18 protein-coding genes are annotated in these 21,282 nt (G+C 73.3%); 11 read left to right on the forward strand and 7 right to left on the reverse strand.

Features of this window, described 5'->3' with window-relative positions; all coding sequences use genetic code 11:
- Positions 1-233 precede the first annotated feature (233 nt).
- Both Q8791_RS20050 and Q8791_RS20055 read left to right on the forward strand, forming a co-directional pair.
- Positions 234-1,880 (forward strand): serine/threonine-protein kinase, encoded by a 1,647-nt coding sequence (locus Q8791_RS20050; RefSeq protein WP_330093291.1) that lies wholly within the window; start codon positions 234-236, stop codon positions 1,878-1,880.
- A gap of 29 nt (positions 1,881-1,909) precedes the next feature.
- Positions 1,910-2,308 (forward strand): spore-associated protein A, encoded by a 399-nt coding sequence (locus tag Q8791_RS20055; protein WP_330093292.1) that lies wholly within the window; start codon positions 1,910-1,912, stop codon positions 2,306-2,308.
- Between the two features lie 196 nt (positions 2,309-2,504).
- Here the strand turns inward: Q8791_RS20055 and Q8791_RS20060 are convergent, their stop codons facing one another.
- Both Q8791_RS20060 and Q8791_RS20065 read right to left on the reverse strand, forming a co-directional pair.
- A complete protein-coding gene (locus tag Q8791_RS20060; protein ID WP_330093293.1) occupies positions 2,505-3,251 on the reverse strand; it encodes a hypothetical protein in 747 nt (248 codons plus the stop codon).
- Positions 3,252-3,406: 155 nt separating this feature from the next.
- A complete protein-coding gene (locus Q8791_RS20065; protein ID WP_330093294.1) occupies positions 3,407-4,243 on the reverse strand; it encodes a transporter substrate-binding domain-containing protein in 837 nt (278 codons plus the stop codon).
- 325 nt (positions 4,244-4,568) lie between these two features.
- Here Q8791_RS20065 and Q8791_RS20070 point away from each other — a divergent pair, with 325 nt between their 5' ends.
- From Q8791_RS20070 to Q8791_RS20100, 7 genes are all read left to right on the forward strand, one after another.
- Positions 4,569-6,458, forward strand: coding sequence for a S9 family peptidase (locus Q8791_RS20070; RefSeq protein ID WP_330093295.1), 1,890 nt, complete (start codon positions 4,569-4,571; stop codon positions 6,456-6,458).
- Positions 6,459-6,581: 123 nt separating this feature from the next.
- Positions 6,582-8,507 (forward strand): methylmalonyl-CoA mutase family protein, encoded by a 1,926-nt coding sequence (locus Q8791_RS20075; RefSeq protein ID WP_330093296.1) that lies wholly within the window; start codon positions 6,582-6,584, stop codon positions 8,505-8,507.
- Positions 8,504-10,738, forward strand: coding sequence for a methylmalonyl-CoA mutase (scpA, locus tag Q8791_RS20080; RefSeq protein ID WP_330093297.1), 2,235 nt, complete (start codon positions 8,504-8,506; stop codon positions 10,736-10,738). Before Q8791_RS20075 ends, scpA begins: the two co-directional genes overlap by 4 nt.
- Before the next feature lie 34 nt (positions 10,739-10,772).
- On the forward strand, positions 10,773-11,816 hold the full coding sequence (meaB, locus tag Q8791_RS20085; protein ID WP_330093298.1) for a methylmalonyl Co-A mutase-associated GTPase MeaB: 1,044 nt from the start codon (positions 10,773-10,775) through the stop codon (positions 11,814-11,816).
- Positions 11,817-12,165: 349 nt separating this feature from the next.
- Positions 12,166-12,537, forward strand: a complete 372-nt coding sequence (locus tag Q8791_RS20090) for an STAS domain-containing protein (protein WP_330093299.1) — start codon at positions 12,166-12,168, stop codon at positions 12,535-12,537.
- An 11-nt stretch (positions 12,538-12,548) separates the two neighbouring features.
- A complete protein-coding gene (locus Q8791_RS20095; RefSeq protein WP_330093300.1) occupies positions 12,549-13,280 on the forward strand; it encodes a class I SAM-dependent methyltransferase in 732 nt (243 codons plus the stop codon).
- A gap of 499 nt (positions 13,281-13,779) precedes the next feature.
- A complete protein-coding gene (locus tag Q8791_RS20100) occupies positions 13,780-16,233 on the forward strand; it encodes a PEP/pyruvate-binding domain-containing protein (RefSeq protein WP_330093301.1) in 2,454 nt (817 codons plus the stop codon).
- A gap of 215 nt (positions 16,234-16,448) precedes the next feature.
- Here the strand turns inward: Q8791_RS20100 and Q8791_RS20105 are convergent, their stop codons facing one another.
- Positions 16,449-17,201 carry a MerR family transcriptional regulator gene (locus Q8791_RS20105; RefSeq protein ID WP_330093302.1) on the reverse strand — a complete coding sequence of 251 codons (753 nt, stop codon included), beginning with the start codon at positions 17,199-17,201 and terminating at the stop codon, positions 16,449-16,451.
- 63 nt (positions 17,202-17,264) lie between these two features.
- Between Q8791_RS20105 and Q8791_RS20110 the strand changes: the two genes are divergently transcribed.
- Complete coding sequence (locus tag Q8791_RS20110) at positions 17,265-17,741, forward strand: DUF6194 family protein (protein ID WP_330093303.1); 477 nt, start codon at positions 17,265-17,267, stop codon at positions 17,739-17,741.
- Between the two features lie 31 nt (positions 17,742-17,772).
- Here the strand turns inward: Q8791_RS20110 and Q8791_RS20115 are convergent, their stop codons facing one another.
- Both Q8791_RS20115 and Q8791_RS20120 read right to left on the reverse strand, forming a co-directional pair.
- Entirely contained in the window at positions 17,773-18,513 is a 741-nt protein-coding gene (locus Q8791_RS20115) for a hypothetical protein (protein ID WP_330093304.1), read from the reverse strand.
- Between the two features lie 10 nt (positions 18,514-18,523).
- Complete coding sequence (locus Q8791_RS20120) at positions 18,524-18,898, reverse strand: hypothetical protein (protein WP_330093305.1); 375 nt, start codon at positions 18,896-18,898, stop codon at positions 18,524-18,526.
- Between the two features lie 229 nt (positions 18,899-19,127).
- Here Q8791_RS20120 and Q8791_RS20125 point away from each other — a divergent pair, with 229 nt between their 5' ends.
- The gene (locus Q8791_RS20125; protein ID WP_330093306.1) at positions 19,128-20,111 is read left to right on the forward strand and encodes a LacI family DNA-binding transcriptional regulator; all 984 of its coding nucleotides are present in this window, start codon (positions 19,128-19,130) and stop codon (positions 20,109-20,111) included.
- Positions 20,112-20,155: 44 nt separating this feature from the next.
- Here Q8791_RS20125 and Q8791_RS20130 read toward each other — a convergent pair whose 3' ends face one another.
- Positions 20,156-20,323, reverse strand: coding sequence for a hypothetical protein (locus Q8791_RS20130; protein ID WP_330093307.1), 168 nt, complete (start codon positions 20,321-20,323; stop codon positions 20,156-20,158).
- Positions 20,320-21,063, reverse strand: a complete 744-nt coding sequence (locus Q8791_RS20135) for a hypothetical protein (protein ID WP_330093308.1) — start codon at positions 21,061-21,063, stop codon at positions 20,320-20,322. Before Q8791_RS20135 ends, Q8791_RS20130 begins: the two co-directional genes overlap by 4 nt.
- Positions 21,064-21,282: the final 219 nt, after the last annotated feature.

The following is a 21,282-nucleotide window of genomic DNA, read 5'->3' on the forward strand; positions in this document are numbered from 1 at the left end:
GCCGACGTGCGGCCCGCGCCGCGACGGCGCGACCGCGGCGGTTCCGTAGCGCTGACCGCCGCTCCCGCACGCCTGGCCGGTTCCGGCCACGGGGCCCTCTTCGCAGGTGGAAGCGCCCTGCCGCACAGCCTCGCCGGGCACGGCGCTAGGATGCGTTGTCCGGTTGATTCTCCGATGCTCCCTGTCTCCGAAGCGTCGATCCCGGTCCCACGCACCCTCACCTGTGAGTCCCCATGTCTCCTGTACGCCCCTCCGCGTCGCTTCCCGCGACGGCCACGAACCTGATGCCCCAGGACCCCGCCGCGGTCGGTCCCTACAAGCCGCTCAAGAGGTTGGGCGCCGGGGGCATGGGCGTGGTGTACGCGGCCCGTGCCAAGGACGGGAGCCTCGTCGCGGTCAAGGTCGTCCACCCCGAGTTCGCGGTGGACCCCGAGTTCCGGGACCGCTTCGCCCGCGAGGTGGAGATGCTCTCGCGGGTCGGCGGCGCCTGCGCGGTCCCCCTGCTCGCCGCGGACACGCAGGGGGAGCAGCCGTGGCTGGCCACGCCCCTCATCCGCGGGCTCACCCTCTCCGCGTACCTGAGGGAGAACAGGGGGCCGCTGCCGGAGGGCCTCCAGTACGGCCTGGCCGTCGGCATCGCCGAGGCGCTCGCGCAGATCCACGCCTCCGGGGTGGTGCACCGCGACCTCAAGCCCGCCAACATCATCCTGTCCCCGGAGGGGCCGAGGGTGCTGGACTTCGGTATCGCCCGGGCCCTGGACCAGACGGCGCTCACCCGCACCGGTTCGCTCCTGGGGTCGGCCGGGTGGATCAGCCCCGCCCACTACCGGGGCGAGCCGATCAGCACCGCCGACGACATCTTCGCCTGGGGTGCGCTGGTGGCGTACGCGGCGACCGGCCGTCCCCCGTTCGGCGGCGGCGACCCGGCCGCCGTCGCGCACCGGGTGCTGAGCGGGGAACCCGACATGGAGGGCTTCACGGGACCGCTCGCGGACCTGGCACGGAGGGCCCTCTCCAAGGACGCCGAGCGGAGGCCCAGCGCTCTGGCCCTGGTGACCGGGGTGATGGCGGCGGCGAACCCGGGCGGCACCCCGATCACCCGGCCCCAGGGGGCGGGTGACGCGGTGGCCTCCACGCTCCACGCCGGCTGGCACGGGGTGCACATGCCGAGCGAGCGCGAGGTCACTGTCCCCCACGGGGTCTTCCGGGAGCGGCGATCCAAGGCGTGGACCGTGCTCGCCGTCGCCGCAGCCCTGACCCTGCTCGCCGGTGCGGGCCTCGGGGGCGCCGCCGTGGCGGGCAACTGGGACTCGCTGCCCGTCGCCGCCTGGTTCGGCGTCGACGCGGCCGAGGGGGACGGTGGCGGGGCCGAGCCCTCCGGCGGTGAGCACAGCGCCGGACCGGCGGACGAGGAGGGCGAGGAGGGACTGCCGCCCTCCGAGGACCCCGCCACGGGGGCTTCGGACGACGCGGGGGGCGCCGGAGAGGGCGAGGACGAGGGCGAGGGGGACGACGCCGCGGGCGAGCCCGCCACCGCGTCCGCCGTGGTCGGCGCCGGGGTGAGCGCGGGCGGGTCGCGGCCCTCCGGTGACCACGTCGTGGCCTTCCAGCCGTCCGGCGGCTCCGGCCGGTACGCGGTCCTCGACGGCGCGACCGTGCTGTGCGCGTGGAGCTTCTGCCAGGGCAGCGCGGGGGCGGTCGGTGACGGCGCCGCCGGAACCGTGTCCTCCAGCCCGTCGGCCCTCACCGCCTACGTGAACCAGGGCAGCCGCACCGTCCGGGCGGAGGTCGCCTACACGACCGCCGACGACGGCACCATCACCATCACCAGCCTGGTGGAGCAGCACCGGGCCAGTGGATCCGGGACCCCGCCGTGGTAGCCGAGGGGATCGCAACCGTGAGGAGAGACATGTCGAGGACCCTCGTGCGCAGGGCCGCCGCAGGACTGGGCCTGGCGCTGGCAGCGACCGCCCTCAGCGCCGCACCCGCCTCCGCCGCGTACGGCGGCCAGTGCGGGAGCGGCTACAGCGAGGTCAACAAGACCTCCGTCAGCGGGGGGACGGTCTTCCTCACGTACAACAACTCCAACGGCAGGAACTGCGTCGTGGTGGAACGGTCCTCCCCGGGCGCCGCGATGAACATGGACGCCGCCCTCAAGCGCAGCGACTCCGAGGCGTGGCAGACCGACCCGGGGAACTTCACGCAGTACGCCGGCCCCGTCTACCTGGACGCTGCCGGCCGGTGCGTGGACTGGGGCGGCGTGATCGGCGGGGAGTGGGTCGTCCGCACCGGTACCAACTGCGGCTGACCCCGGACGCGCCCGCCCGGGGGATCGTCGGGCGGCCGTGGACGGGTCGAGCGGCCGGATCCGGTGGCGCACGGTACTCCGCGGGCCCGGAACGGCCCGGCGGTACGTCGCCGGGCCGTTGCCGTGTCAGGGGCCCGGCGCGCGCACCGCAACGGCGTGGCCGAGGGCGAGGGGCCGCCGGCCGTCGCACCGACTCCTAGTCCACGCCCAGGTACTGGTACGTGTACACCGAACCCCCGTCGAGGACGTACACCTCGTACGCCGAGACCGTGTCCTCGGGGGAGTCGACCCAGGGGATGCCCCCGTCCCTGGCGTAACAGAAGTAGGGCGCCGGGTCCTCTCCCGGTTCGACGGCCACGACGTCCTCCATGGCGCAGTGGACCGCCTCGACGTCGTGCTCGAAGCGGATGGTGTCCTCCACGACCTCGCGGACGCTGGGCAGTTCCGGGTACTCGAACCGGAAGGCGATGTCGCCGTACTCGTCCTCGCTCTCGACCGGGAACTCCATGGGGAGGCCGCCGTAGGTCAGGGTGCAGGTGCCGCTCTGGCCGGGTTCGTTCCGGAGATCCTCGGGGCATGCGGCGACCGCGTCCGGGTCGATGTGGGCCGCCTTCGTGGACACGTCCGTCAGCAGGAACCAGGCGACCCGCTCGGAGACGGGTGCGGAGTTGTCGGGTTCGGCGGGAAGGGCGGACGCGTCCACCTCCGGCTTGTTCGCGGGGACGGGGCCGTCGACGACGAGGGCGGAGAGCTCCTCCTGGGAGAGCTCCTCCCCGGAGGCGTCGCCTGCCGCCTCCCCGCCGGCCGCCGCGTTCGCGCCCGGGCCGGCGGCGTCGGAGGAACAGGCGGTGAGGGCGAGCGCGAGGGCGGACCAGGCGGCGACCAGGCCGAGGGGGGCGCGGGGGAGTGGGTGGTGGGAGAGCTGCACGGGGTTCCTCGACATGCTGGGGGAAGGGGACAGGCTTCGCCCGAAACAGGCGAAGCCTCACATTCTGTGCCCCTGTGTGCACGTTTGGTGCTGGTTTCGGGTTCTGTGTGTCTCAGGTCACAAAAGCGGGCCGTGCCCCGACGCTCCAGCCCTGCCCCGGGCGGTCGCGGTCACAGCTCCACGTCCTCGCCGAACCACGGCTCGACGATCCCGTCCCAGGTGCCGTCGTTGAGGGCGATGTTCAGCCACTGGTCGACGTAGTGCTTGAGGACCTCGTCGCCGAGGGGCAGCATGAAGGCCTTCTCGAAGTAGTCGAAGGGCTCGTCCGGGTGGACCGCGCACAGCTCCTCGTGCTCGTTGGCGACCCAGAGCGTCTCCGACGCGTCGGTGGTCATGACGTCGGCGTTGCCCGCGATGATCTCGTCGAAGATGGTGTTGTTGTCGTGGCGGATGAGCTCCCCCTCGGGGTAGTGCTCCTCGGCGAAGATCTCGTTGGTCCCCCCGCTGGGCATGATCGACCGCACGCCCGGCTGGTTGATCTGCTCGATCGTCCGGTAGTCGTCGACGTTCTCGCACAGGGTGATGGGCGTCTTGCCGTCCTCCATGAGTGCCGCGGAGAAGTAGACCTGCTCTGAGCGTGCCGTGCTGATCGAGATGCCGCCCGCCGCGATGTCGCAGCCGGCGAGGAAGTCCTCCATCAGGTCGTCCCAGCTGGTCTGCACCCACTCGATCTCCACGCCCATGTCGTCGGCGAGGTCGCGTGCCATGTCGACGTCGATCCCGGTGAACTCGTCGGTCCCGGGGTCGAGGTAGGTGAAGGGCCGGTAGTCGCCGGTGGTGCACACGCGCAGCGTGCCGCTGTCGAGGATCGCGCCGAGCCGGCTGCCGGCGAGGGGGTTCCCGTCGGGGGAGGCGGCGTCGGCCCCGTCGCCGGAGTCCGCGTCCGTACAGCCCGTGGCGAGGGCCAGGGCGGAGAGGGCGATGAGGGCGGTGGCGCGGGTCTTCACTGGGGGTTCTCCACTGGGGGTTCTCGGTGTCGCGTCCCGTCGCCCGCCGGGTGTCGCCCGGGCGAGGGAGCCTGTGTGACGCGCGTCATGTTACCGAGGGCGGTTTCCGCCCGTTCGGCCGCCCACGGCCTCGCACGAGGGGTCCGGCCCCAGGGGCCCGGTCGGAGGAGCGGCCTCCGGTCCCGGCGCCTGCCGGTCGAGTTTCCCCTCGGCTCGGAGGAGTGACCCGCGTCACTCATGCGGGGGCTTGAGTGTGCCGTGGCGGCACGGCTTCTCCTGGTGCACAGCCCACCCGCCACCACCGGACACGAACGAGAGGGACGAGATGGCACTGCCCGACATGATCTCCGTGGAGGACCTCTTCGACCCGCCGGAGCGCTCCGGCGCCTCGATCTCGCGCGACGGCGCCCGGATCGCCTTCCTGGCCCCGTGGAAGAACCGGCTCAACATCTGGGTCCAAGACCTCGACGGCGCCGACGAGCCCCGCTGCGTGACCGCCGACGAGACCCGCAGCGTGCAGAACTACGAGTGGACCGACGACCCGCGCTGGCTCCTCTACACCCAGGACAGCGGCGGCGACGAGAACTGGCACCTGTTCCGGGTCGACCTGGACACCCCGGGAAGCGAGGCGGTCGACCTCACCCCGTTCCCCGGCGCCAGGGTCGCGGGCTTCGAGCCCTCCAGAGGGCGGCCGGGGAAGGTGAACGTGTGGCTCAACGCCAGGTCCGCCGCGCATTTCGACGTCCACGAGCTCGACGTGGCCACAGGTGAGCTGACGCCCCTGGTGGAGAGCCCCGGCCCCGGTCAGGGGCTGTTCCAGGCAGGGGGCGCGTGGTTCGCCTCCGGGACGACCGCCGACGGCGACCTCGAGGTCTTCCGCATCGACCCGGAGACGGGGACGTCGAGTTCTGCTCTGGTGTTCGACGGCGCCGACTACCCGCTCGGGGTCCTGCCCACGCAGGCCACGCCGGACGGCACCGGTCTGTGGATCGGCTCGAACCGGGGCAGCGACCGCACCCGGCTGGCCCGGGTCGACCTGGCCACGGGTGAGGAGACCGAGGTCGACAGCCACCCGGTCCTCGACCTCGACGGTGCGCGCCGCGCCGTGGTCGACGGCTCGTCGCCGTTGATCCACAGCAGGCGGACCGGTGAGCTGATCGGGGTGCGCTACCTCGGGGAACGCCAGGTCGTCCACGCCCTGGACCCCGGTTTCGCCGAGGTCCTGGCGAACCTGGAGAAGCTGTCCGAGGGCGACGTCGGCGCACTGTCCTGCGACGACAGCGGGCGGCGCTGGATCGTCAGCTTCACGCACGACCGCGACCCCGGGGCCACCTACCTCTACGACCACGCCACCGGGGAGCACCGTCTGCTGTTCCGGCCGCACCCGCACCTGGACCCGGAGTCGCTGGCCCCGATGCGGCCGGTCACCGTCACCGCCCGCGACGGGCTGGAACTGCCCTCCTATCTGACGCTGCCCGTGGGCGTCGAGCCCTCCGGGCTGCCGATGGTGCTGATGGTCCACGGCGGGCCCTGGGCCCGCGACGCCTGGGGGTTCAACCCGGCCGTCCAACTGTTCGCCAACCGCGGGTACGCGGTGCTCCAGGTCAACTTCCGGGGGTCCACCGGTTACGGCAAGGCCCACACCCGGGCCGCGATCGGCGAGTTCGCGGGCAAGATGCACGACGACCTCATCGACGCCGTCGACTGGGCGGTCGAGCAGGGCTACGTCGATCCTGACCGGGTCGGGATCTTCGGCGGCTCCTACGGCGGCTACGCCGCGCTGGTGGGGGCCGCGTTCACCCCGGACCGCTTCGCCGCGGCCGTCGACGTCGTCGGCATCTCGAACCTCGCCACCTTCATGAGGGCCCTGCCGCCGTTCGTCCGGCCCTCGATGACCAACAGCTGGTACCGCTACGTCGGCGACCCGGACGTCCCCGAGCAGGAGGCCGACATGCTGGCCCGCTCCCCGATTTCCCGGGTGGACGACATCACCGCCCCGCTGATGGTCGTGCAGGGAGCCAACGACACCCGTGTCGTGCAGGCCGAGTCCGACCGGATCGTCGACGCACTCCGCACACGCGGCGTGGAGGTCGAGTACCTGGTCTTCCCCGACGAGGGCCACCGCTTCACCAACCCCGAGAACAAGATCGCCTTCCACCGACAGGCCGAGCGCTTCCTCGCCCGGCACCTCGGCGGACGCGAGCACCGCGGCTGACGGGGCCCGGGCGCACGGCGGGCGGGACGGGCCACGGGCCCGCCCCGTCCGCCGCGCTGACACGCCCGGCCCGGACCACCCCCGGAGCCCCACAACCGAACGCGATTCTCTACCATCCGATGTATGGACGTCCCTGAGAGCGGGGCCGCCGGAACCGGCGCCCCGAACCTGGCCGAAGGGTTTCCCGAGGCCACCCCACAAAGGTGGCGGGAACTCGTCGAGGGGGTGCTGCGCAAGAGCGGTGTCCCCGAGGAGAAGCTCGCCGACACACCCGAGTCGGCGCTGGCCACGCACACGTACGACGGGTTCGACATCGAACCCCTCTACACGGCGGAGCCCCCTGCGGCGGACCCGGGCTTCCCGGGGCTGCCCCCGTTCACCCGCGGCTACCGGCCGGGCGGGGGTGTCACCGACGGCTGGGACATCCGCGCCCGCCACACCGACGCCGACCCGGCCGCCCTGCGGCGCCGTCTGCACGCCGACCTCATGAACGGCGTGGGCTCGCTGTGGATCGCCGTCGGAGGAGCGGGCCTGCCCCCCTCCTCCCTCGGTGAGGCCCTCACCGACGTCTACCTCGACCTCGCACCGGTGGTCCTGGACCCCGGCGCCGACCACGCCGACGCCGCCACCGCGCTGCTCCGAGCCCACGCGGACGCGGGGGTCCCCGACGGCCGGGTCGTCTCCCACCTCGGCATCGACCCGCTCACCACCGCCGCGCGCGCGGGTGAGCGGCCCGACGTCATGGACCCGGCCCGGTTCGCCGCCGGACTGGCCGAGGGCCGCCCCGGTCTGGGGCTGTTCGTCGCGGACGGCACCCTCGTCCACAACGCGGGCGGCTCCGAGGCGCAGGAGCTGGGGTTCGCGATCGCCGCCGGGACCGCCTACCTGAGGGCCCTGCACGCCGCCGGCCTGGACGTCGCCGGCGCGGCGTCCAGGATCGGGTTCCGCCTGGCCGCGAACGCCGACCAGTTCAGCGTGATCGCCAAACTGCGGGCCGTCCGCGGCATGTGGAACCAGGTGCTCGCCGCCGCCGGGGTACCCGGCGACCAGCGGCGCATGAGCCTGCACGCCGCCACCTCCGAGGCGATGATGACCCGCCGGGACGCGCACGTGAACATGCTGCGCACCACCGTGGCGTGTTTCGCGGCGGGGGTCGGCGGCGCGGACGCCGTCACCGTCGCCCCGTTCGACTCGGCGGTGGGCCTGCCCGACGACTTCGCGCGCCGTATCGCCCGCAACACCCAGTCGCTCCTGATCGAGGAGTCGCACCTGGCGCGGGTCATCGACCCGGCCGGGGGGTCGTTCTACGTGGAGGCCCTGACCCGCGACCTGTACCGGACGGGTTGGGAGTTCTTCCAGGAGTTGGAGGCCGCGGGCGGAGCGGCCGAAGCCGTGGGGGACGGGCTGCTGCGCGAGCGGGTCGACCAGGTGTGGGAGCGCCGCCGCCGCGACCTGGCCCACCGGGCGTCACCGCTGACCGGGGTCAGCGAGTACCCCGCCCTGGCCGAGAAACGCCTGGTCCGCGAGGCCGACCCGGCCGCGGTGACCGGGACCTGGTTCCCGGTGCGCCGGTACGCCGGGGACTTCGAGGCCCTGCGGGACCGCGGTGACGCCCGGGAGGACGCGACGGGGTCGCGTCCGACGGCGTTCCTGGCCACCCTCGGACCGGTCGCGGCGCACACCGCGCGCGCGTCGTTCGCCGCCAACCTCCTCGCCGCGGGCGGGGTGGCGGTGGAGGAACCGGGGCCGCTGGCCGACGCCCACGACGCCGCCGTGGCGTTCGCGGCCTCCGGGTGCGGGGTCGCGGTGATCTGCTCCTCGGACAGGGTCTACGCCGAGCACGCCGAGAGCGTCGCACGGGCGCTGCGTGGGGCCGGGGCACGCCGGGTGCTGCTCGCGGGCCCGCCGCGCGACGCCTACCGCGAGGCCGGGGTGGACGCCTTCGCCCACCGGGGCTGCGACGCGGTCGCCCTGCTGACGGACCTGGTCGACGTCCTGGCCAGCGAGCCGCCGGCCCCACCCACGACTGCCCAGGGGGCGCACACATGATCCCCGACTTCTCCACCGTCGCCCCGCAACCGCCCGGGGCCGACACCGCGGCTCCCGCCGGCGCCGCCTCCTGGCGGGCCGCCGTCGAGGCCGCCACGGGCAAGGCCGCGGATGCCCTGGAGTGGGAGACCCCCGAGGGCATCTCCGTCAAACCCCTCTACACGTCCGCCGACCGTGCGGGCCTGGACTTCGTGGACGGCCTCCCGGGCATCCCGCCGTACCTGCGCGGCCCCTACCCGACCATGTACGTCAACCAGCCCTGGACGATCCGCCAGTACGCCGGGTTCTCCACGGCACAGGAGTCCAACGCCTTCTACCGGCGCAACCTCGCCGCCGGCCAGAAGGGGCTCTCCGTCGCCTTCGACCTGGCCACCCACCGCGGCTACGACTCCGACCACCCGCGGGTGGCGGGCGACGTCGGCATGGCCGGCGTGGCCATCGACTCCATCTACGACATGCGCCAGCTGTTCGACGGCATCCCGCTGGACCGGATGAGCGTGTCCATGACCATGAACGGGGCGGTTCTGCCCGTCCTGGCGCTGTACATCGTCGCCGCCGAGGAGCAGGGTGTCCCCCCGGAGAAGCTGTCCGGGACCATCCAGAACGACATCCTCAAGGAGTTCATGGTCCGCAACACCTACATCTACCCGCCGCAGCCGTCGATGCGGATCATCTCCGACATCTTCGCGTTCACCTCGCAGCGGATGCCGCGCTTCAACTCCATCTCCATCTCCGGGTACCACATGCAGGAGGCCGGGGCCACGGCCGACCTGGAACTGGCGTACACCCTGGCGGACGGCGTCGAGTACATCCGTGCGGGTCGGAAGTCCGGACTGGAGGTCGACGCGTTCGCGCCGCGCCTGTCGTTCTTCTGGGCCATCGGCATGAACTTCTTCATGGAGGTCGCCAAGCTCCGCGCCGCCCGGCTGCTCTGGGCGCGACTGGTCAAGGACCTCGGTGCGACCAGGGACAAGTCGTTGAGCCTGCGCACCCACTCCCAGACCTCGGGCTGGTCGCTCACCGCCCAGGACGTGTTCAACAACGTGGCCCGCACCTGCGTGGAGGCGATGGCCGCCACGCAGGGGCACACCCAGTCGCTGCACACCAACGCCCTGGACGAGGCCCTGGCCCTGCCCACGGACTTCTCCGCGCGTATCGCCCGCAACACCCAGCTGCTCCTCCAGCAGGAGTCCGGGACGACACGGGTCGTCGACCCGTGGGGCGGCAGCTACTACGTCGAGCGCCTCACCCAGGAGCTGGCCGCGAAGGCGTGGGAGCACATCCGGGAGGTGGAGAGGGCGGGCGGCATGGCCGCCGCGATCGACGCCGGGCTGCCCAAGATGCGCATCGAGGAGGCCGCGGCACGCACCCAGGCGCGCATCGACTCCGGCCGCCAGCCGGTGATCGGCGTCAACAAGTACCGCCCCGACTCGGCCGACGAGATCGACGTCCTCAAGGTCGACAACTCCAGTGTGCGGACCCAGCAGCTGGACAAGCTGCGCCGCCTGCGCGAGGAGAGGGACGGGGGGGAGGTGCGCCGCGCGCTCGCCGCCCTCACGGAGGCCGCGGGGCGCGAGTCCAAGGCGGACGAGGGGCTGACGAACAACCTCCTCGCCGCGGCCGTGGACGCGGCCCGGGCCAAGGCCACCGTCGGCGAGATCTCCGACGCCATGGAGAAGGTCTTCGACCGCCACTCTGGTCAGATCCGTACGATTCAGGGTGTGTACAGGAACGAGGCGGCGGGCAGCGCCGACGCGGCCGGGCTCATGGAACGCGTCAACCAGCGCGTGGACGACTTCACGGAGGCGGAGGGCCGACGCCCCCGCATCCTGGTCGCCAAGATGGGGCAGGACGGCCACGACCGGGGCCAGAAGGTCATCGCCACCGCGTTCGCCGACCTGGGCTTCGACGTCGACGTCGGCCCGCTGTTCCAGACCCCGGCGGAGGTCGCCGTCCAGGCCGTGGAGGCGGACGTGCACGTGGTCGGGGTGTCGTCGCTGGCGGCCGGGCACCTCACCCTGGTGCCCGCCCTCCGCGAGGAGCTGGCCGGGCTGGACAGGGAGGACATCATGATCGTGGTCGGCGGTGTCGTCCCCCCGCAGGACTTCGACGCCCTGCGGGCGGCGGGGGCGGCGGCGATCTTCCCCCCGGGGACGGTCATCGCCGAGGCCGCCGTCGATCTGCTCGACCAGTTGGAGGAGCGGCTGGGCGTTCACGGGGAAGGGCTGTAGCGGCACGGGCCGAGAGACCGGAAGGGGAGCAGGAGTGGGCGACGAGGGTTCCGTACCGAGGACGCGGGCCGGCGGGAGGCGTCCGGTCGACGTGGGCGCCCTCGCCGAAGGGGTCCTGTCCGGACACCGCCCGACGCTGGCGCGGGCGATCACACTGGTGGAGTCCCGCCGGCCGGACCACGCCGAGGCCGCCCAGGAACTCCTCGTCCGCCTGCTCCCGCACACCGGGAAGGCCCACCGTGTGGGGATCACGGGGGTGCCGGGCGTCGGCAAGTCCACGTTCGTCGACACGCTGGGCACGCGCCTGACCGGCGCCGGGCACCGTGTCGCGGTCCTGGCCGTGGACCCGTCGTCCACGCGCACCGGCGGGAGCATCCTGGGGGACAAGACCCGGATGGCCCGCCTGGCGGTCGACCCGAACGCCTTCATCAGGCCCTCGCCCACCGCCGGGACCCTGGGCGGGGTCGCGCGGGCCACCCGGGAGACCATGCTGCTGATGGAGGCGGCCGGGTTCGACGTGGTGCTGGTCGAGACGGTGGGCGTCGGCCAGTCGGAGGTGACCGTGGCCGCCATGGTGGACTGCTTCCTGTTCCTCACCCTGGCCCGCACGGGAGACCAGCTCCAGGGCATCAAGAAGGGCGTGCTCGAACTGGTCGACGTGGTCGCGGTCAACAAGGCCGACGGCTCCCACGCCGACGACGCCCGCAAGGCGGCCCGCGAGCTGTCGCGGGCGCTGCGGCTGCTCCAGCCGGTGCACCCGGAGTGGCGCCCGCCGGTGCTCACGTGCAGCGGGCTCACCGGTGACGGGTTGGACGAGGTGTGGGACGCGGTCCTTCGGCACCGCGGTGTGCTGGAGGCCGACGGGGCCTTCGCCGAGCGCCGCCGGAGCCAGGGCGTCAGCTGGATGTGGGACCAGGTCCGGGACAGGCTGATGGACTCGTTCCTGCGCGACCCGGGAGTGAGTTCCCTCATTCCGGGGATGGAGGACGGGGTGCGTTCGGGGGAGACGACGGCGACCCTCGCAGCACGCACCCTGCTGGAGTCCTTCACGCAGGGTGACCCTCCCCAGGAGGGGTGAACACACCGTGACCGGACCCGGGGCGGAGCTCCGGTCTCTGTTGCGGGGGCGTTCACAGCGGGTTCCATGTCGTGAAATGACCCAACGTGAACGGGTGATATCACCTGCACAGAGGGAGGTTCGTGCCCACGAGGCGAAAATTTCTTGCCCTATGCCATTCCCGAACGGGCGGTTCGCTTATACCGTGTGTGTCCAACGACTTACCAGACTCGCGGACGCGTAGGCGTCTTCCCTTCGGTGGTCCGGTTCTGTGGGAGTGGTCCGGGCCAGGTGGGCGCGGCCCGCCTGTCTGCGTATGGTTAAGCGAGGGACCCCTCACCATCTCAATGTGGGGCCGGGAGGAGTGAACGTGCACAGGCTTGGGCTGAGCACGCGGGTAGAGAGCCGCAGCGTCATCGTCGCGATCGAGGGAGAACTCGACATCGCGACCGCCGCAGACCTCCAGGAACACGTCCAGTCCGCCGTCAAGGACCACGGTCCCTGGCTGATCCTGGACCTGTCCGGTCTGGACTTCATGGACTCGAGCGGTCTGAACGTCATCATCAACGCGTACCGAACCGTCCGTGACATGGGCGGATCGCTGGCGCTGGCCGCTCTCAACGAGCGCGTCACCAAGGTCGTCCGCCTGGTCGGCCTGCACCGCCAGGTCCCGGTCCACCAGACCGTGGCCACCGCCGTGGCGGCCATGGAGGCGCTGGAGGCCAAGCGGCAGGCCGGGTAGCCTCCGGTCGCATGAGCCGATTCCTCCCCCGTAGCCCCCTCGACGTGTCGTGGGACCACAACAGCCACTACCACGGCCACCTGCTGCGCCAGGTGCTCCCGCCCGGCCCGCCCGTCGACCGCAGGGGCCGCCCGGGGCCGTCGCGCGGGGGACCGGCGGACGCGCTCCCCGCGCGTTCCCGTGCTCTCGACGTCGGGTGCGGTGGCGGCAGGTTCGCCCGGGTTCTCGCGACCCGGGGCTTCAGGGTCGACGCCATCGATCCGGCGAGCCGGATGATCGACATGGCGCGGACACTGACACCGCCCCGGCTGCCGATCGACTACAGGGTGGCCTCCCTGGGGGAGGCCGAGCTGGACCCGGAGGGGTACGGGTTCGTCAGTGCGGTCTCCAGCATCCACCACATGCCGTTCGGGCCGTCCCTCGAACGGATGGCGTCCGCCCTCGCCCCCGGCGGAACCCTGGCCGTCCTCGGCCACTACCGGGAGCACAGCTGGTCCGACGCGGCCGTGAGCCTGGCCGCCCTCGGACCGCAGTGGACGATCGGGGCGGGGTTGCGCGTGGCGCGCACCCTCACCGGCACGCCCGACCTGCACAGGGTGGGCCCCACGGCGGAGATGCCCGTGTGCGAGCCCGGCATGGACCTGGACGAGATCGCCGGAGCCGTCCGCCGGCACCTGCCCGGCACCCGACTGCGCAGGCTGTTGTTCTGGCGGTACTCCCTGGTCTACACCCGCCCCGCCTAGGTCCTGTTCTCTGCCTCCTTCCGGGCCTCGCGTCCGCCAGGCTTCCTCTCGCCGCGCCTCTGCGCTCGTGAGGCACGACCAGGCTGCACCTCGCACGTCGTCGTGCGAGAGATCGCCCGGACGGCCGCTCGCGGACCCGAAGGCCTCCTGGAAAACACTCCCCGGATCCCGCCCCTCCACTCCCTGGACCCCGCCCTTCCCTGCCGCCCCGCGAGGTCTCTGCCCCTGCCCCTGCCCCTGCCCCGGCTCCCAGGCCCCCGGGCCCCTCGAACCCTCCGGGTGAACCTCTCCCCTCCCCGTGGGGCTCCGGCCTCTTCTCCCGTCTCCCCCGCGAGGCGCTGCCTCCGCTCCGGCCTCCCCGTCGCCCCGTGAGACGCCTGCCCCGCTCCGCGCGCCACCGCGACCAGCGGGAGCAGCCCGAATCTCCCCTGTGGACAACCCGGTGCGCCCCGCCCCGGCGGGGAAGTATGGAGGAGGACGGAAGACGGAGGTGACAGCCGTGCTGGTGATTCCACTGGATCGGATCCACCCGGACTCGGCCGCGCTGGTCGGCGGCAAGGCCGACGGGCTCGGCGAGGTGATCAGGGCGGGTGAGCGGGTTCCCCCGGGATTCTGCGTGACCACCGGGGCGCACCGCTCCGGGACGGTCCCCGAGGACGAGGTGGCCGCCGCGTACACGGCGCTCGGCGGCGGGCCCGTCGCCGTGCGGTCGAGCGCCACGGCCGAGGACCTGCCCGACGCCTCGTTCGCCGGCCAGCAGGACACCTACCTCGACGTCGAGGGGGTCGACGACCTGGTCGCCGCCGTCAGGCGGTGCTGGGACTCCCTCCGGACCGACCGGGCCGTCGCCTACCGGCGGGACCGGGGCATCGACGACGCGTCCGTGCACATGGCCGTCATCGTCCAGCGCATGGTCCGCCCCCGCGCGGCCGGGGTGCTGTTCACCGCCAACCCCGTCACCGGCACCCGGGAGGAGACCGTCGTGGACGCGGTGCGGGGGCTCGGCACCGCGGTCGTGGACGGCACCGTGCGGCCCGACCACTACGTGGTCCACCCCGACGGGAGCACCGACGGGCCCGTCGGCGGCTGCCTCTCCTCCGACGAGGTGGGCGCACTCCTCGCGGCGGGCACCCGGCTCCAGTCCCGCCTCGGCGCCCCGCAGGACGTCGAGTGGGCCCTCGACCGCGAGGGCACCCTCTGGATACTCCAGTCCCGTCCGATCACCACCCTGTTCCCCCTCCCCGCCCGACCCGGTGACGGTCCCCGCGCCTACGTCGAGACCGGCAACCTGCAGGGCATGCTCCGGCCCTTCACCCCCATGGGGATGTCCGGGGCCCGGGCCGCCGCCTCCGCGTGGTTCCGTGACGTGGCGAGGGCCGGGAGCGGCGGGTGGGACCGGATGATGGCCGACGTGGGCGGGCGGTTCTACCTCGACCTCACCCCGCTCCTGCGCAACCGTGTGCTCCGCGGCTCCCTGCCAGGCCTGATGCGGCTCTACGGCCCCCGTGTTTCCGCGTCGGTCCGCGCGCTCCTGGACGATCCCCGGTTCGCGCCCCGGCGGGGCGGTCGCGTCGACCCCCGGGCCGTGGCCAGGACCGTCGCCGCGGTGGCACCGCTCACCCGCGACCTTCTCGCGGAGGCCGTGACAGCGCTGGCCTTCCCCGACGACACCCGGCGCCGCGTCCTCCGGGCCGGTCCGGAGATCCGACGGCACATCACCGAGTCCGCCCGGGACGTCGACACGGCCGGCGAGCGGCTGTCGTACGCCGAGGAGGTCCAGACCCCGGTGATGACGGGCAGCATGACCCCGATGCTGGGGGCCCTGTACGTCGGCATCCTCTCCGCCAGGGCGCCCCTGCTGCTCCTCCGGGGCGTGGCCACCGCGGAGGAGGTCGCCACGGTCCTCGGGGGCATGCCGCACAACGTCACCACGGAGATGGACCTGGCGCTGTGGCACCTGGCCGAGGGGGCCCGGCCCCACCGCGACCTGCTCCAGGGGACGCCACCGGCCGAGCTGGCCCAGCGGTACCGTGCCGGGGAGCTTCCCGAGATCGGGCTCGGCGGCTTCCTCGAACGCTACGGGCACCGGGGCGCGGCGGAGATCGACGTCGGGGTGCCGCGCTGGGCGGAGGACCCCGCGCCGCTGTTCGGCGCCATCGCCAACTACCTGCGGGTGGAGGACCCGGAGCAGGCGCCCGACCGCCGTTTCGCCCGGGCCGTGGCGGAGGCGGAGCGCATGCGGGACGAGCTGGTGCGGCGGGCGAGGGAGTCCAGACCGGTGCGTGCGCGGTTGGCCGAGTTCTTCTTCGGTCGGGCCCGCGCGCTCTCCGGTCTGCGCGAGTACCCCAAGTTCGCGCTGCTGTTCGCGATCGCGGAGATGCGCCGCCAGCTCCTCCTGGTCGGGGAGGCGCTGGTGGCCGAAGGGCGGCTGGACGCCCCCGACGACATCATGTTCCTCGACCTCGGGGAGGCCCGGACCGCGGTCGACGGCACGGACCTGCGTCCGCTCGTCGCCCGGCGCCGGGCCGTGTACGCGCGGGAGCGCCGACGCCGCAGGGTGCCCCAGGTTCTGTTGTCCGACGGGACGGACGTGGAGACGACCCTGCCCGCGCTGTCCGCAGGGGAGGCCGGTGCCGGTGAGCTGGTCGGGGTCGCTGCGTCGGCGGGGACCGCGACGGGTGTGGCGAGGGTGGTCCACGATCCGGTCGGGGCCTCGCTGAGACCCGGGGAGATCCTGGTCGCGCAGACCACCGACCCGGGTTGGACGCCGCTGTTCATGACCGCCGGAGGGGTGGTGGTGGAGACCGGTTCGACGGTGGCGCACGGGCCGACCGTCGCCCGCGAGTACGGCATTCCCTGCGTGATCTGCGTGCCCGGCGTCACCGAGCTGATCCGCGACGGCCAGACCATCACGATCGACGGGGGTGCGGGCACGATCCAACTGGAGGATTGAGGGCTGAGGGCTGAGGGCTGAGGGCTGAGGGCTGAGGGCTGAGGGCTGAGAGCTGGGACCGGGGCTGAAGACTGGCGCTGGGACCGGGCTCGGGACCGGGCGCGGCGGGTTGGGACCGGGACCGGGACCGGGCGCGGCGGGTCGAGGACCGCGGACTGAGGACCGCGACCGAGGTCCGGGCACTGGGCGCCGGGGCCGGGTCGGGAACGGTCGGTTCACGCGTGTGGGTCCTCGGTGGTCCCGGGGCCCGGGTTCCCCACCGGTGAGAGCAGCGTGCTGAGGGCGACGGCGCTGTCGATGAGGGCTCGCGACCGGGTGTCGATGCTCGCGACCCGGGCGGCCAGCGCCGTCGCCACCTCCTCCCACCGGCGGCTACGCCGCAGTTCGGGCATCAGGGCCCGGAGCGTGGCGACCCGGTAGCCGGACAGGCGCAGCTGATGGACGATCCGCGCGTCCCGGACATCGTCGGGGAGGTACCGGCGCGGGCCCCGCGGAGAGGACCGCGGGGGCACGACGAGGCCCTCGGCCTCCCAGTGCCGCAGCGTCGAGGGCCGCACACCGAGTGCGGTGGCGAGCTCGGAGATGCCCATCGCATCCGAGGGGCGCACATCGTCGATCAGTTCGCCGGAGATCGACGCGGCGGCCTTCTCGGCCAGCGCGAGTTCCCGCCGCTCGGTGTGGAGCCGCGCGTGCGCCGCGTCGAGCAGGGCGAGCGCTTCCGCGACGGGACCCGCGTGCACCGCACGCATGATCCTCTTGGCCTCGACCGGCCCCGTGCCGCTCGCGAGAGCCCGATAGGCGAGCGCGGAACCCAGATGCGACGCGTCGTAGGTCCGGTATCCCGTGTCGGTGCGCGGGACCGGGGGCAGCACGCCGTCCCGTTCGAGGTTGCGCACCTGTTGGACGGAGTACCCGCTCCGGCGCGCGACGTCGATGGTCCGCAGGACAGCCGACTTGCGACTTCTCACCTGCCCGCCTCGGTGTCTTCGGCCCCAAGTCTCCACAAGCACATGAAGGAAACACTAGAGGGCATGACGATCGAAGACATCATGGGGTTCGTCGGCGACCTCGACGGCATTCTGACCCTCCGACCCGGGCCCGGGGACGGCTCGCCCGAGATCAGCTGGGGCGACACGTTCTTCTACTACGCCCCTGACGGCAAGGTCCCGCAGACGACCCAGCCGTTCGCGACGATCGTGACCAAGGACTATCCGGAGGACACGTCGTCGCGACTGGACCGCGCCGACACCTTCCGCCTGAACCTCTCCGTCGGGAAGGACGCCTTCGAGGCTCGGACGGGTCGGCAGCCGCGTGAAGCGGCCACGGAGGAGGCCGACACGAGCGAGAGCGACGTCCTGTTCGCGCACCCCGTCTACGCGACGCTGGGCTGGCTGGCCGTGGTCAACCCGGGACCGCGGACGGAGGCGGCGGTCCGTGAGCTGCTGGGCACGGCCCACCGCCTGGCACGCTCGCGCCACGAGCGGCGTTCCGGGGCGGGTCCGCTCTGACCGGCCGCCCCCGGTGACGGGGGAGGGGCGGTCACATGCCGCCTCCACCGTCACCGCCGGAGGAGCCGCCGCTCCCCCCGCCGCTGTCACCACCGCCCCAGCCGGAGCTGCCGCCGCCTCCACCCCAGCCCCCGCCGAAGCCGCCGCCGTCATGGCCGATCCAGCCGGGGCCGCCCGTGCCGTGGCCGCCGTACGACGGCCCGGGGGGCGGTGGGGGCGCGAACGATCCGCCGTGCTCCGGGCCCGGGGTACCGGTACCCGTGCCACCGTGCTCCTCGCCGGGGGCGCCGGTACCCGGATCGCCGTGGGCAGGCTGCGGGCCGGCCCCGGGTGACGTCGCGTGACCCGGGGTCGAGGAGGCCGGGTATCCCCGACGGCCCGGATACGGAGGTCGCCCCGGCCCCGCGGCCCACCAGGGCGCACCCGGGTGACCGGGGCCCCGGGGCGGCGCCGGCGGCTTCGCCCGCACCAGGGCGACGAGCAGGAGGATGACCGCTCCGCAGATCAGCAGTGCCACCAGGATCGTGAGGCCCGTCGACACGGTGCTGAGGAGGAGGTACTGGTCGGGCGGCAACCCCAGGGCGATGAGCGCCGGGAGGAGGGTGGCGCGGACGGCCCGGAGGAGCGCGGCCGAGACGAACAGGATGCCCGCGGTCCGCACCGCGCCCGGGGAGCGCGGGGATCTGCGGGCACGCACGAGGGCGACGACTCCGACCGCCGCGATCGGCCCCGCGACGACCACCGCGGTGACGAGGGTGCTCAGGAAGTACACGGTGGTCTCCTCAGGATGCCTGGTGCGCTCGTGGGCCCGAGCCCGGGAGAGGGGGCGCTCCGGGAGGACCGTCGGGGGTCTGGGGTCGTCTGGTCGCCGCGATCACCAGCAGCATCAGGCCCGCCGCGAGCACGAGGTCGGCCAGGGCGAACAGGAACGGTGGGAGTGCCCCGTAGCCGAGGGTGGTGTGGAGGTAGAAGCCGCCGACCCTGACGGCGCCTTCCAGGAGCGCTCCGGCGGTGATGAGCGAGCCGGCCGTGGCGACCAGCCCCCTGCGGCCGGGCGGTGCCGAGACGGTGAGGATGAGGACCCCGATGCCGACGACCACGAGCAGGACGGCGGACAGCGCGGCGAGGAGGATGGGGGCGGGTGACAGGACGGTCATGGGGGCCTCCGAGGGGTGGGACACCACGACCATGAAGACGCGTGGGCGCTGAGTCCGGTTCTGGCCGATTGCGGCCGGACGGGTTCCGGCGGCCGTCCGCGCGGCCCTCCCGCACCCGCACCGCCCTGCCGGGGACGACGGCCCCGTGCCATCATGTGAGTGCGTTGCGCCAGGCAGGTGCGGTGCGTAACATCTCATCGAATCGGTTCGACAATGGACGGGACGGCACTTGCGGATCTCCGATGTGGCCAGGCACGCCGGAGTGTCTCCCAGCACGGTCTCCTACGTCCTCAGCGGTAAGCGCTCGATCTCCGAGGCCACCACGCGCCGGGTCCGGGAGAGCATCGAGGCGCTCGGATACCAGCCCCACGCGGGCGCCCGCTCGCTCGCCAGCCGCCGCAGCAACGTGATCGCCCTGGTCATCCCGCTGCGCGAGGACGTCCACGTCCCTGTCGCGATGCGCTTCGCCGTCTCCGTGGTCACCGCTGCCCGCGCCGTCGACCACGACGTCCTCCTCCTCACCCAGGGGGAGGGGCCCGACGGGCTGCGCCGTGTCGCCGGGAGCGCGATGGTGGACGGCGTGATCGTCATGGACGTGGAGGCCGACGACGCGCGCGTGCCCGTCCTGCGCTCCCTCGACCTGCCGTCGGTCCTGATCGGGGTTCCGGAGGACACCGAGGGGCTGACCTGCGTCGACCTGGACTTCGCGGCGGCCGGTGCGGCGTGTGTGCACCACCTCGCCGACCTGGGGCACACCGAGGTGGCGTTCGTCGGCCAGCCCCCGTCGGTCTACGAGCGGCGCACGGGGTTCGCCGAGCGCACCGTCGCCGGGTTCGAGGAGGCGGCTGTCGCGCGCGGTGTCCGCGCCACCTCGCACCCCTGCTCGCCCGACACCGTTCGCGAGGTCGCGGACACCTTGGTCAGGGAGCGCCCCGGCCTCACGGGCCTCATCGTTCACAACGAACCCTCCGTGGGGTCGCTGCTCGACGCGTTCGCGGAGCACGGGCTCACCGTCCCCGAGCTGTCCGTGGTCGCGATCGGCCCCGTTCCGCCCGGCGTTCCGCCGCTCACCTCGGTGGACCTTCCCGCGGAGGAGGTCGGCGCCCGGGCCGTCGGCCTGCTCATGGACAAGATCGACGGGCCCGCGCACGCGGGTGTCACCCTGCTGGAGCCGAGGCTGACCGCGAGGAGGAGCGCCACCACCCGGGCCTGACGAGCGCGGGCTCGCGCCCACGGCCACCGCGTGTGGTCGGAGTTCTACTGTTCGGTTTTCGGTCGGTGTGTGGTGAAGGTGGCCCGGACGAGGGTGCCCAGGCCGGGTGCGAGCCGGTGGAGGTCGTGGGCCAGGTCGCGGCGGCCGGTGGACAGGTCCGCCAGGCCGCCCCGGTAGGAGCGGGAGAGCATGGAGGGGGTCGGGGCGATCACGCCGCCACCCCCGCACGCCCGCCCCACACCCACGGCTGAACCAGGAGCTGGGGCCGGGGCTGCGCCCGGTCCGGGCGCCGGTCCTGCTGCGCGAGCCACACACGGGCGAGGCGGGTGAAGGTGCGCCAGTCGTCGGCGTCCTCGCACACGGGGGCCGCCACCTGCGGGGCCGGTGCTGTCCGCGGGAGGGCCTCGTGTCGGACGGGTGCTCCGAGCGGCGCGGACGCGGCGCTCCGGGGGAGGCCGGGGGCGGGGTCGGAGGCGAGGAGGTCGCCGGAGAGCGGGACGTCGCGGTGGGCCCAGCCGCACATGCGGGCGGTGGCCTCGGCCTGGATGCGGTCGAACTCCCGTGCGCGGTCCGCGGACCGTGCCAGGTCGCGGAAGCGCTCGCGGGCGGAGGCGTCCTCGTGCGCGGCGTAGTACAGCCTGACCAGGGCGAGGTCGTCGGCGGGCCGCTCGGGGGCGGGGGCCGGACGGGGGTCCGGGACGCGGGCGAGCGCGGGGACGGGCACGGAGGCGGGGGACACCGGGACGGGTTCCGGGGCCGGGGGGAGCGCGGGCCGGCCGGTGGCCGCGCCGATCCGCGCGAGGGCGAGGATCAGGGCCGTCGCGTACCGGCGGACCCGGGTCGAACGGCGGCGGAGTGCCGCGGCGGAGGAGTGCCGTCCGCGCGGCGGGGAGAACAGGTTCAGGAGCGGGCCGAAGGCGCGGTCCAGGACGGCAGCGCTAAACTGTCGCATGCTGGCAATTCCTTTGGTTAAAGGTCGTGAAGTTGCTGGCCACGGCCCCGGACGGCTTCAACCGTCGCGGGGTCACCGTGTGGAGCGGGGTGTGGGATCGGTGCCAGAGTAGAGCAGAATTCTGGGAGGGGGAGAGTTTTTTCGAGAAGGAGCCGAAAAAAACTTTCGGAGGGCCGTGTTCGCGCAGCTCAGGTCATCCCAAAAAGTGGATTCTGCTCT

The sequence above is a fragment of the Nocardiopsis codii genome (genome assembly GCF_036327455.1).
Lineage (GTDB): Bacteria > Actinomycetota > Actinomycetes > Streptosporangiales > Streptosporangiaceae > Nocardiopsis > Nocardiopsis codii.

Excerpts from the sequence above, each read along its gene's own strand:
- Q8791_RS20075 (WP_330093296.1), top strand. The coding sequence starts at position 6,582 with ATGGACGTCCCTGAGAGCGGGGCCGCCGGAACCGGCGCCCCGAACCTG.
- Q8791_RS20110 (WP_330093303.1), top strand. The coding sequence starts at position 17,265 with ATGACGATCGAAGACATCATGGGGTTCGTCGGCGACCTCGACGGCATT.
- scpA (WP_330093297.1), top strand. The coding sequence starts at position 8,504 with ATGATCCCCGACTTCTCCACCGTCGCCCCGCAACCGCCCGGGGCCGAC.
- Q8791_RS20070 (WP_330093295.1), top strand. The coding sequence starts at position 4,569 with ATGGCACTGCCCGACATGATCTCCGTGGAGGACCTCTTCGACCCGCCG.
- Q8791_RS20135 (WP_330093308.1), bottom strand. The coding sequence starts at position 21,063 with ATGCGACAGTTTAGCGCTGCCGTCCTGGACCGCGCCTTCGGCCCGCTC.
- Q8791_RS20095 (WP_330093300.1), top strand. The coding sequence starts at position 12,549 with ATGAGCCGATTCCTCCCCCGTAGCCCCCTCGACGTGTCGTGGGACCAC.
- Q8791_RS20120 (WP_330093305.1), bottom strand. The coding sequence starts at position 18,898 with ATGACCGTCCTGTCACCCGCCCCCATCCTCCTCGCCGCGCTGTCCGCC.
- Q8791_RS20050 (WP_330093291.1), top strand. The coding sequence starts at position 234 with ATGTCTCCTGTACGCCCCTCCGCGTCGCTTCCCGCGACGGCCACGAAC.
- Q8791_RS20055 (WP_330093292.1), top strand. The coding sequence starts at position 1,910 with ATGTCGAGGACCCTCGTGCGCAGGGCCGCCGCAGGACTGGGCCTGGCG.
- Q8791_RS20060 (WP_330093293.1), bottom strand. The coding sequence starts at position 3,251 with ATGTCGAGGAACCCCGTGCAGCTCTCCCACCACCCACTCCCCCGCGCC.